Annotated in this window: 5 protein-coding genes; all 5 read right to left on the bottom strand. The window is 37.5% G+C overall.

Annotated elements, in window-relative coordinates; genetic code table 11:
* Nucleotides 1-9 precede the first annotated feature (9 nt).
* The gene (locus tag acsn021_RS07790) at nt 10-5,136 is read right to left on the bottom strand and encodes an SDR family NAD(P)-dependent oxidoreductase (protein WP_184093600.1); all 5,127 of its coding nucleotides are present in this window, start codon (nt 5,134-5,136) and stop codon (nt 10-12) included.
* A gap of 49 nt (nt 5,137-5,185) precedes the next feature.
* A complete protein-coding gene (locus tag acsn021_RS07785; RefSeq protein WP_184093599.1) occupies nt 5,186-6,487 on the bottom strand; it encodes a beta-ketoacyl synthase N-terminal-like domain-containing protein in 1,302 nt (433 codons plus the stop codon).
* Between the two features lie 2 nt (nt 6,488-6,489).
* Complete coding sequence (locus tag acsn021_RS07780) at nt 6,490-6,735, bottom strand: acyl carrier protein (RefSeq protein ID WP_184093598.1); 246 nt, start codon at nt 6,733-6,735, stop codon at nt 6,490-6,492.
* A 54-nt stretch (nt 6,736-6,789) separates the two neighbouring features.
* Nucleotides 6,790-9,114, bottom strand: coding sequence for an ACP S-malonyltransferase (gene fabD / locus acsn021_RS07775; RefSeq protein WP_184093597.1), 2,325 nt, complete (start codon nt 9,112-9,114; stop codon nt 6,790-6,792).
* Nucleotides 9,115-9,581: 467 nt separating this feature from the next.
* Nucleotides 9,582-12,734 (bottom strand): type 2 lanthipeptide synthetase LanM family protein, encoded by a 3,153-nt coding sequence (locus acsn021_RS07770; RefSeq protein ID WP_184093596.1) that lies wholly within the window; start codon nt 12,732-12,734, stop codon nt 9,582-9,584.
* Nucleotides 12,735-12,793: the final 59 nt, after the last annotated feature.

Genomic DNA, 12,793 nt, shown 5'->3' with positions numbered 1-12,793 from the left:
TTCTCTCCCTTATTCACAATAATTTATCTCACACTTAGACAGGTATCGCTTAAACTTGTCTGCATCTTCAACAACAATTATTTCCTCTGACTCATTCTGCAATATATTTATAAAATCCTTTTTCCCTGCTCCTAGGGTTATTAAACCGGTCTTATCTGCAAAATTGCGAATGGCTGCGCCTGCACTTCCCATTCCTACATGCTCCCACAAACTCCAATTGATACAGATGCTTTTACCGGGATAGTCATTATTTCTGCGGTAATCCATAAATGCATCCAGTACTCCATTGGCATAGGCATAATCGGCTTGCCCCACATTTCCTGTAATAGATGCAATGGAAGAAAAACTTACAAAGAATTTTAATGGTTCATTCTTTGTAACCTCATTTAATAGATAGGTACCTAAAATTTTGGGCTTTAAGACCATTAAAAACTCTGTCCAAGCCTTACCCTGTAGCAGTCTATCTTGATTTCTACCGCCGCAGTGAATAACCCCCTGAATGCTTTTATATTTTTTCTTGATAACCTCTAATAAATCATTCATCTCTCTCTGATTTGTTATGTCACATGGATAATATTCTGCTGACGACTTATGAAGGTTTATACTTTTCAGCCGTTCCCTCCTATCCTCATTCAAAGATGCGGTCCCGATTATAATCAGATTTGCTTTTACCAGCCTGCCGATTTCTTCAGCCACGCCACTTCCAATCCCCCCTAATCCACCGATTATAAGATATGTATCCCCGTCAGCTAACAGGCTTTTATCAATCCCGTCTTTCACCGGTTGAGGCACAATCCCTCTAACATATCTGCAATTATTCCGATATGCGGCTATAAGCTCTTTTTTTCTTTGACCAGATTCAAATACCATGGTGGTTAAAAAGTCTGCCTCTTTTCTATCTCCCGGCCAAAAATCAAGAATAGAAACAGAAAGCCTATTACTTTCCTGTTTTACCGTCCGTATCAAACCTTCTAAGCCACCATAGAAATAATTACAGCCCGTATCACTCTCTTCTATAATTCTGCTGTCTGTAACCCCAATGATAAGTTCTCGAATTCCTCTGTCCCTTCTTTTTATTAAAGTTTGCAGCAGGTAAAAGACTGCCTGCAATTGCTTCATCTCTGTTGTTTCTACGTTCTCTAATCGATTCCTAGCTCCGGTAATCTGGTTCATCCATAAATAAAATATATCGTACTCCGTTCCTTTCCTTTCTATAGAGTCAAATAGCTTAAAATAATCTTGTAGTGAAGTCGGGTCTAAGTCATAAGAGTTCTCACCTGTTGCATAGGTAATACCTTTATAAACAAAATAGATTTTGTCATATATTTTCTCCAAGTATTGCTTTACTGCTTTATTATCTCTTTCATTGCTAAATATAAATACTTCCCGTTTTCTTTGAAAGCTGACCTGCGTATCTGTATTTGCCTTCACCCATACTGGTTTAAAATGAAATAATTCCTTGTCTTTTTCATCTTCCACCATATGTAAAAAATCTTTGGGACAAGCTTTTAGGCAAAGCCCTTTTATACTAAGTACAGGAAGTCCCTCTTTGTTAAATACCTCAAGTCCGGCGATGATACTTCCCGTCTGCTTTATGATATTTTTTTTATCAATTGCAGCGTAGCAGATGTCATTTAGTTCCTCCATAAGAATAAGCTCCTGTAGTTGATAAGGAATATATATCCTTTCTTCTAATTGTAAATCACCTTCCAAATACAAAACCGCAAGAACGGATTGTATTACTCCGTCTAATAGTTCAGCACTAATATTTCTTTCTTTTCTATACTCTTTTTCCTGTAAACCGATTATATAACCGTTATTTATTTTCCAAATGTTTTGAATAACTTGTAAGCTCTCACCATATTGATATCCCATAGAATTAAAAAACATATAAAGTCCTGACAAGTCTTCCTTGGGATAAGAATGAACGGCTGAAATATGCACCGGAACTCTAAGAACCGATTCGTTGCTTGCATATTTTCCTTTGCATAACACGGCCTTCTCTTCTAAAATTGTAAATACATCTTTATCAACGGAATAAGATAACTTTAAATCCTTACTGACAATTCCTGGTTTCATAAATGTCAATTGCTTTAGTGTCAATACAGGTAATCCTGTTTTCTTAAGGGAATTAACTATAATTTCTATCATAAACGCACCCGGAATTAGTTTTTTCCCGGTAATAACATGATCTTTTATGATGGTATCCTTCTCTGTTACATACTCAATATTCTGGAGTTCATCCTGAATTGCCTCCTCCTGCCCCCCATATGCTTCTCTCTGATAACTTACCTTATGTTCTGGTTCCTCATATTTTTCATCCGGTTTTTTTCTCTCTGCCGGTTTTATTTCTATATAGTTATTATCTTTTCTGATTGGCAATAGGTACGAATTTTTTTCAAATTCATATACCGGAAGCGCTATTTTATAAAAAGATTCTTCTAAAACCATCTTGTTCCACTCAATATCTGCACCTTGTAACCAGGATTCCAAAACCACCTCCATTAACAATTCCCCTAGTTGTCCTGCTACCTTCTCTAAACCATCCTGGTCAATGGATATGCTTCCATCCATATCCATCATCTCACTGCCTTCCCTGCTTTCTGCCTTCCCCCCCAGTTTTAGCCATTGATCTAAATCACTTATCTCTGTAAGTTCATTCACTCCAATGGACTTAATATTATGCTGCTCCGTACTACTTAGAAGCTTTTTGCTGATGTTTCGGGCAATCATTTCATAATCCGGCTGGTCTAGGCTAAAGATACGAACAATTTCTTCTTTCGGTATCAGATTATAATCTACCAAATAAAGTAATTCTGTTAGCCTATGAAGGCAAGCATGCTTCTCCTCTTTTAAATCCCACTTTTTATTTAGTTTATTCTTAGAACTGCTTATCATAATGACTGTAAGGAATTGTTCCTTTTGTTTCCTAAACCGGGAAGGTTCAGTAAAAATCAACTCTTTTGCAGTTCTGCTTATTTGCTCTAAAGCAATATTCCATTCCTCTAGCAACTTACGAAAAGAAGCTACACTTTTGTACAAGATTCTGGCTTTAGCAAGATAATCATAAAATTCATCGTCTTCCATATGAATGTCTTGTATAATCTTCTTAAACTTCTCATCTAGGATTTTATACGGTAAAATCTTCTGACCACTGACGGTGTCCTGAACGTTAATGTTTGGTCTTGTAAACTTTAAGCTATGACTGTCCGCATTTCCCATGATATAGTCAACGATTTCTTTTACAGTAAGAATTCCGCCAATTGACAAGGAAGTTAAAAATCCATTCCCCTGGTAAGCCACCGCGTGGATTTTGATTCCTACCTCCCTTAAAGTCCTTACAAAGGCTTCATATACCATGAAGGTATAAAGTCTTTTATAAGTTTCCATCCATTCTGCTTCAAACAAACTCTTCCAGACTTCTTCCTCTACATAAGGTTTAAATTCATCCAGAAAAGCCGAAAAGATTGGCTGTGTATGATACAACTTTTCAAAATTCCTGTACCCCACAAGCTTTAAATCCTTTAGATTTAGGAACCATCTGTCATAATTTCTATCAGAAGAGCCTGCACTTATTCGGGTTAATTTATCCACAAAGTCCTGTTTATTCTCTGTTTTAAAGCCATATCTGCATTTAAATTGGGAACGGCTTAGCAAAGCCGTTCCCAGAATATCTGAAAGGTTTGCATCTTTAAACTCTCTGGTTGTAACATATTTTCTAAAGTTATTTACAAGCATATCTAAGCTTTTTAAACTTTTTGCAGACAGTAAAAATATGTTGATAGGACAGCTTTCCGCTTTCTCCCTGTTCTCTCTATACTCTTCTAATAAAATATGACACCCCGCACCGCCAAATCCGTATGAGCTAATCCCCCCACGCAAGGGCATCCGCTCATTAGAGGGTCTCCATTCACTTAATTCATCCGCCGCTATAAAAGGAGAATTGGTGAAATCAATCATGGGATTCAAGGTTTTTATATTTAGGGTTTTTGGTATCTTATGATATTTCATCATAAGGACGGTTTTTATCAGACCAGCTAGTCCGGACGTCCCTTCCAGATGGCCGATATTGGTTTTTACAGAGCCAATTTTGCAATATTGATTCAAATCGGTGTATTCCCTGAAAACACGAGTAAGTGCTTCTACTTCTATTGGATCACCCAGTGAGGTACCTGTTCCGTGAGCTTCTACATAACTTACTGTCTCAGGTGATATGCCGGCTTCTTCATAGGCTGCAAGAATCATGTTTTTCTGCTCCTTTACCTTTGGGGCAGTTATGGAAACATGATGCCCAATATGACCTGCCTTAGATGCTTTTATAACTGCATGTATATGATTTTTGTCACGTATTGCATCCTCCAAACGCTTTAAAAGTAAAACTCCGACTCCCTCCCCGGGAACATATCCGTCCGCATCTTTATCAAATGTCTTGCATTGTCCGGACTTACTTAACATTCTTGCCTTTGAGAAAGAAATATAACGCCCATGGTGCAGGATAAAATTCCCACTTCCAACTAAAATAGAATCACATTCGCCGGTTAACAAGACTCTTCTGGCTTCATTTACTGTCACTAATGAGGCGGCACACGCAGCTTCCATGGAAAGACTCGGTCCGGTGAGACCAAAAGCAAAAGATATTCTGTTCGCAGAAACACATGGATAATTACCTAAGTTTGTATAGCTGTCAATGTCTTTAGCAACTGCATACGTACGAAGTCCATAGTCACTATGGGATACATTCATATATACCCCTGTTTTGCCCTCTTGCAGACGCTTTAAGCTTATACCTGCATCTTCAATACATTGCCAGGAGACCTCTAATAACTGCCTCTGGTGTGGATCCATAACCAATGCTTCCCGAGGGGATATCTGAAAGAACTGATTGTCAAAGTACTCCATCCGTTCAACAATTCCACACCATTTACTTATACTTTTACCGGACTCCCCCTCCGGGGAATAGTATTCTTTTACATCCCAGCGCTTTTCATCGATTTCACGAATCAGGTTGTCTCCATTCACCAGATGATTCCAAAACTCCTGGTAATTATCAGATTCCGGAAAACGGCAAGCCATACCTACTATTGCAATCTCTGAATGTTCTTCAAGACTTTTATTCTTTTCTGTATTCTCTCCCATCTATATATCCATGCCCTTTCCGATACCTGCCCCTTTGCAGGCATACGCCTTACGTTCTCTGTAATAATATACTTGTATTAATACCGCCAAATCCAAACGAGTTGCTTAATGCAAAATCAACTGATGTTAAAATTGCCGTTTTACCTGGGAATAACAGCGTATTGTCAATGGGGTTTTCCAAATTGGCATTGGGATGTATAAAGCCACCATTCATTTGAAGAATACAAGCAATTGCTTCTACCACTCCTGCACTAAATAGGCAATGCCCAGTCAACCCTTTCGTAGAATTAATATAAATTCCCCTGCTATGTTTAGTGAAGACTTCCTGTATAGCCTTTAGTTCTGTTTCATCCCCTAATGGGGAGGAACTTCCATGGGCATTTATATAGGTAATTGCTTCTGCCTTAACCCCTGCCATATCCAAAACACGCTTCATAGCTCCCGCTTCACCAGTAATGTTTGGATTGCTAAGGCGATTGCCATCCAGATTGATGCTTCCACCTAAAAGTCTTGCAAAAGGTCTGACTTTACGAGTCTTAACGGATTCCCCTGATTCTAATATGATACAGCCTGAAGCCTGTCCGTATATAAAGCCCTCATGCTCCTTATCAAAGGGACGACAGGCCTTATCCGGTTCATTTATAAATCTTCTTCCACCCAGGGCGCCAATGTTATAAAAACCTTGAAGTTCCATATTTGTTAAATCTGCCAGAGCTCCTACCACAACACAGACATCAACCATTCCCAACTGTATCAGTTGGTAGGCCTTTATAATTCCTACATTACCGCTAGCCGAAGCGCCACCCACACTAAAACCTTCTCCGCCAATCTCAAACAGCTCACTTAAAGTACCGATATAATCCGTATCCATAAATTGCAGCGCATACTGTGGCGTTAAATACTCTGGGTTCTCCTGAAACTTATCATAATAACTCTCCCGCAGAATTCCAGTGAGATTACTACCTGCTACCACAATTCCTATTCTGTCCTTTTTAACAGGATGCAAAAATAGCTCCGCCTGTTGCCAGGCTTCCGCAGTACTGGCTACTGCCGTCTTCATAGAAAGCGATGCCTTTCGCGTATGTTTAACAGCTTTACTAAGAAAAAGTTCAGGTAGTTTAGAAATACCGCCTAATGTATTAAAGGATTTCTCTAAAGAGAAATCCTTTAATACAGCTCCTATAATACTTCTACTATTAACTTTCTTATCAGCTAGATGATTAAATTTGCGGACTCCCTTACTTAGGCTGTACGCAAATTCCGGAACGGAATCTGCAATAGCATTTATAATCCCCATTCCGGTTATATAGACCTGCTCATGTATAGCTGCTTCACTTGTTAAATGCCCCATACTTACGAGACCTTACCCGAATACAATAGATCAACAATTCCCTCTATATTCTTAAGCTGTCCAAACTCTACAAGTGGTATTTTTACGCCAAGCTGTTCCATTGTTTCTATAATAATATCCATTCGGTCAATTGAATTTGCACCTATCTCTTTTAAACTATCCTCCAGAGTGATTTGCTCAATATCAATTTCCGGTAATATCTGTACAATAATTGATTTCAATATTGAAAAAATATTATTTTTATCCATACTTATACCATCCTTTCATATACTGCAACCCTTCGGCAGCAGGTTCAAATTTATCTAAATAAAAGCCTTCATAAGCTGAAACCGGTTATTTAAAAAGCTTGCCGTTTCTTTTAGCATTAATAAAGCAATCTCATCTACATGGCGATTTTGCCAGCTTTCATATATAGTACCTTTCATCCACTGATTAAAGGCTCCAAGAGCAGGCCCGCAATGTACCTGATAATCCACTTTAGAATCGATATCACCAGCTAATGCACTCTTACTGCTATAGTGAAAATACCATTTAAAAATCATTGCCATCTTCTGCTTGGGATTTTTATCAGCTTTCATAATTTCCTCAGTTGAATAATAATTTTTAAGCTCCTCATAGATACTTTCAAAGCTTCGTTTAAAATATTTTTCCTGTATTTGTGTTCTGGTCTTATGGTCAATTTCTTCAATAGAATTAAATTGCCGGTATAAATCATATAGTTTATTTGCTCTTGCAGGGAAAAATAAGCCTTTCTTAAGCACCTGAACTTTTGCACCAAATTCAAACATATCTCCCGCAGGTGCATAGTCCGTATCCTGAACATTCATCTGCTGCAATAATTCCTTCACTATAGTACTCGTACCCGCCTCTACCGTACACTGATTGATAGAACCTGTAACGATAAAATCTGCTCCCAAGACAAAGGAGGCTCCTGCTGCCTCAGGTGTTCCGATTCCTCCGGCAGCCCCAATGTGAACTTTCTCAGAATACTTGAATTTTTCCATCATATCATTCCTGAGTTTTAAAATAGCAGGCAGTAATGTATAGGAGACACCACAATCTGTATGCCCGCCGGAATCTGCTTCGACGCATAAATCATTGGCAACCGGTATTTCTTTTAACATTATGGCTTCCTCCTCTGTAATTTTACCTTCACTTAAGAGTTTATCCACAAGTCTTTTAGGTGCAGGGCTCATAAAGGCTTCTGCTACTTCCGGCCTTGAAATTTTTGCTATGATTTTATTATTACTTTCAATAATGCCCCTTTCATTTCTGCGTAATCCCTTTGCTTTATACCTTATCAGTGCGGAGGTAACTCCCATAAATGCAGAGGCTTCAATAATATTTATACCATACCTAAAGTATAGATCTATAACCCTTTCTTCTTTCTCAGGATTAGCAGGGTCATAAAGAAAGTTCATTCCATAGGTCTGATCATGATTTAATTCCCTCTGGATATAGTTAATGGCTTCTTCAATCTCAGAAAGGGACAGACCACCCATTCCTAAAAACCCCAGCATACCGGCTTTTCCCATTTTTACTACTAATTCTTTTGAGGAGACTCCCCGGTACATAGCACCTGCAATATAAGCATACCGCAAATGATATCTACGTTTAAACGCTTCACTTCCAAGAGTTGCATCCGTAATTTCAATACTTTGCATTTTATCCGCCTTTTCAAGACCCTGTTCCGCCGCTTTTGCCTCCTTATTCTGTCCTTCTGCAACAGTACCTGCAAAGTACATATCATATTCCTTGGCGCCTAAAACAAGGGGCTGTGCCTCTGACTTTATATATCTTAACAATCCGGTCAGTGTTTTTCCCATACCAATTTCTTCAAACGTAATATCTCCCAAACCCATTAAAAAACATATGGTCTCCGTCCACTGAACAGAATGAGTTATTTGTTTAACCAGATTGCTTTTTATATCGGTTAATTTATAGGGTCTGGCAGATACGTTAGCCATAACGGGAATCTTCAAGCTATCAAAAGCAAAACTATCCATGAACTGTTCAAATAATTTCCCGGATTCTTTCATATATCTGGAATGAAATGCACCGCTGACATTTAGCATAGAATATAACTTAACACCAGGATTGCTTTCAAATATCGGTTTTGCCTGTAAAATATATTCCTTAGGACCCGATATTACTATTTGTGACGGACAATTTAAGTTTGCAATATCAATTTGCTCCAACCTCTCCTTTAATAAAATATCGCGGATTTCTTTTTCTTTCAGTCCGATAATGGCTGCCATTCCTCCGCCTGTTGCCTGGCTCATTAGTTCTCCTCTTTTTTGAACAAGTCTTAGCCCTGTTTCAAAATCGAAAGCACCTGCTGCATGAAGAGCATTGTATTCTCCTAAACTATGCCCGGCAACAAAATCCGGCGTTTCATTAGAGTCCTTGCATTTTTTAAGATAGGTTAATGCATTTACTGTATATAAGGCAGGTTGGGTATAATTTGTAAAACCTAATTTAGAGTCTGGATCATCCAAACATAACGCCTTAATGGAATAACCTAGTATTTTGTCTGCACTCAATACAAGTTCCGGAAATTCTTCGAATAATTCTTTCCCCATTCCCTTATACTGAGAACCTTGACCTGGAAAAACATATGCCTTCATAATTTACCCTCTTTCTAATCGATGATTTGTTATTTATTTTGTATCTATAAGTATCTCATTTGAAACTTATAAACATTTCTCAGTGATACTGTGTTTTAACACTTTACATCGCCAAAGTTTTTAGTATAATTAAAAACAACCCTTTACAGGATTGCTTTTTCGTTAAACGTATTTATTTATTTCCTGTCTTTAGGCATGGCTTCGCCACAGACATTTCTGTACCATTCTTATTCCAAGATGAAAATATTAACTAGCCGAAACATAGATTAACATTTTTCATCTTTTTTTAGTAAAATTATTAATTTGGATGTCAATAGCATTCTTGAGCAATATCCTGGTTCTATATAAGAATTAGGGCTTTTGACACCCAAACCATTGTTTTATTATATAATAGCATTTTTTTTAACAAAATTAGTGCAATTGACCGTTATTGGTAATAAATAGGGCCTAAATTGTAGATTCCAGTTTCAAAGCAAAGACAGGGACAACACATCCGGTATATGTTCATTTATAAATCCCAAAAGGCAGTAACCGATGCCGGTTATCCCTGTCATAAAACCTGGATGGTTATATTCCGCCGGTTTAATATCCGAAGTTCCATTGCCTATGTTAAACGCCAGCTCTGAGATTTGTAAGAATGTTATTTGTTTCACAAACTCATTTTGAGGCATACATCTTTCATAAACTTTTAAGATATGCATGTTTCCGCAGTTCCCGTGACATAAGCAGTAACTGTTTTTCTTTTCACTTTCTATTACGTTCTTTACTGCCCTGCTGATATCTCTGCCAAGCCTTTCTGAATACTCACTGCCAAGGACTTTAACTAAAAATAATCTGCTGAGTAATATACCACTTGCTCCATGGCACCAAGAAGCAGTGCTTTCACTCTTCTTACCTTCCCGTAAGTCAACCCAGCTGTTCAGACTGGCAGAGTATAAGCTCTCTTCATACATAAGCAGCTCATTTATGACAGGCAGATACTCTTTTGAACCCGTTATTTGTGATATAACCCCAAAAGCTACAGCCATACCGCTATTACCATGGGAAAAACCGGCTAGTGGAACAGGACACGTTTCCAGCTTCCAGCCAATTCCCTCCGGCATAGTAATTGCAGATTGACTTAAAATACGGGCGGCTTCATTCGCTGCTGCTATATATTCTTCCTCCTTTGTTAACTTGTATAGATTACATAACAGAATAATAAAACCACCATTACCGTTTAGTACATCATATTTACAATCCTTTTCTATGGCAGAAAGTATCGGTTTGACATGTCGCTTGGCATACTCTAAATAAACGATATTGTTTGTGAGCTGATATAAAATCTGGTATGTATATACAATGGACGCCTCTCCGCTAAAGGCACCTGTCATACATTCTTTGTCAGCCTCTGCATTCATACGATAGGACTCCGTATAAGAAAAGAGTGTTGTATCTAACGCCTTGCACAATTTAGAATACGAAGATTTCTTAATAACTTTATTTAAGGCATTCATAAAAATTGCAAGACCTGCTATACCGTCATATAAATATGGATTTAACGGCTGAAAAATCTTGGTACCATCGCCTGTCATGCTATTAAATATCCCAATCCAGTTGACATCTGTAAAATCCTTATTATAAATTGCCTCCTTAACAAGCATATCGCCAATCCGTTCCACTGCCTGATAGATATGTCTGATATCTCCTTTTTTGTTATCCATGGAATTAATGAGCAGCTTATCTTTCCTGAATATGAAATTTTCCCCCATGGTAATTCTTATAAACAGGCTCTGTCTTTCTAAATCTGTATAACTTAAAGCATTTATCTTAGCTATCACATTATCATAAGCTGTAGAGTGTAAATATCCTTTAAGTCTTCTCCCGTCCGGTAATATAAGCTCCTTATTGTCCACTCTAATATAAAACACTGGTATATTTCCTTTTAGCAATTCCTTAATTTCTGCTTCCACTATTTTTATATTGTTTACCATATGAAGCGTTTGCCTTGCGCCCATTTTGTTTTTAGAGCACTTTATATTCTGTGCATATGACAGGTAACCTCTTTCAAATAGCTGGTACAAAAAGAGGTTTCTGTCGCCTCCATCCATCATAAAATCCGGATGATAGGAGGTTAATAACAGAGCAGAATAAAACTGTGTATCCCGCAAAAGATACCTGCTTTTTAATGTCTTTACTTCACTCATAAAGCTTATTATCGTATCTTTGTTGCTAAGTCCAACTGTATAAGCCTTCTCAAAACCCAATAACAGCTCTTTCGTATAGTTCTTTGATTCTATATAACGTCCATTTAACTTGGCAAGATTTTTTCCGCCATGGGTTATAGGATTTCTATAATCAATGGCAATTTCAGAAGTTTTGTGACATCTGATACAGGGTATTTTAAAAGGTACTGTTTGGCCGGTATACCCATTCATTCCACTTAGATTTACGCCTCCACGCTTTCCCTTCCAGTGCAGGGCAGGTAATACTCCCAGATATAAAACTGAATCCATAAGAATTTTATGTATTTTCCCCTTGGTAGTATCTGCGTCCATTCCACCTATCCCTACTAACGTTTCTAAGTCGATAACTACCGGATATTCACCACAAGCTATAATATTCTCGCAATGCAGATCGCAGGTATTTAATAGGAAGTTTACAAATAAATTAATACCGAGTCTGGTATAGTATGTCTTTAGTTCTAATTCATTTTGACAGCTTTTCTGAAGAATTTCTTCCTCCCAGCCGTAATGCCCTTTATCTATTATCACCCTGTGAAATTCGGTCATATCACATTTTTTATAGAACCAATTCACAAGCTTCTGATAGCTTATTTCCTTCTTTAGAGAATAAGGTTTATAGATTATACTTTTTTTATTGTCAAAGGTGAGTCTGATAACCGTATTATGCAGATGGGTATCGGCTATATCCGCCTCAAAGGATAGAATTTCTTTCATTTGTTCTCCTTCAAAAATATACTCTGCAAGTTCTTCCCTATCCTTCTGAAGCCTATTTAAGACCTCTAAGGTAAAATCCGTGAATGAAGCAATGGTTTCAAATATACTTCTCATAAGCACCGGATAAGTTTCACCTATCTCATAAATATAATGAATATCCCCCAGATAATTCTTTTGGTAGTATGCGTATTCTTCTTTTGTATCTACACCTTCCAGCAATCCTTCCTCTTTTAGTAGATGAATTTCATTAATTAAAATCCTTATACTTAAGGTTTTTAATCTATTATAAATCGCCTTTAAGTAATCTTTTATTATTTCGTCCTTCCTATGGCTACTCTTTTTTTGTTTCTGCTTTAGATAAAACTGTGCAAGCTTTAAAAAATAAGTAAAGAAAACTTCAAAGTCTTCCTCTTGAATCTTCAAAAGAGGTTCTTCTTGTAAAAATAGAGTCTCTTCGAATATGCGGTTTAACAGCCAAATCTCACGAAATATATCTTTGCAATTTTCATATTCCTCATTGTTTATATGCTTTACTAAGTCAGGGTTTTGCTGTATTTTCTCCACCATACTTTTCCCCAGAATACGTTCCCAGTATTTATCATCATTTACTTCTGGGAGTATACCATTGAACTTATAGATTCGTTCATAAAGAACGCTGCTTCTTTCTAAATTTTTAAACATACATTGTCCCTCTAATCAAAAATGAGGAGACTTCTAAAAACATTGTCTCCTCTCCCCCT

Source organism: Anaerocolumna cellulosilytica (genome assembly GCF_014218335.1).
Classification (GTDB): Bacteria; Bacillota; Clostridia; order Lachnospirales; family Lachnospiraceae; genus Anaerocolumna; species Anaerocolumna cellulosilytica.
This window is presented reverse-complemented; position numbering and strand designations above follow the sequence as displayed.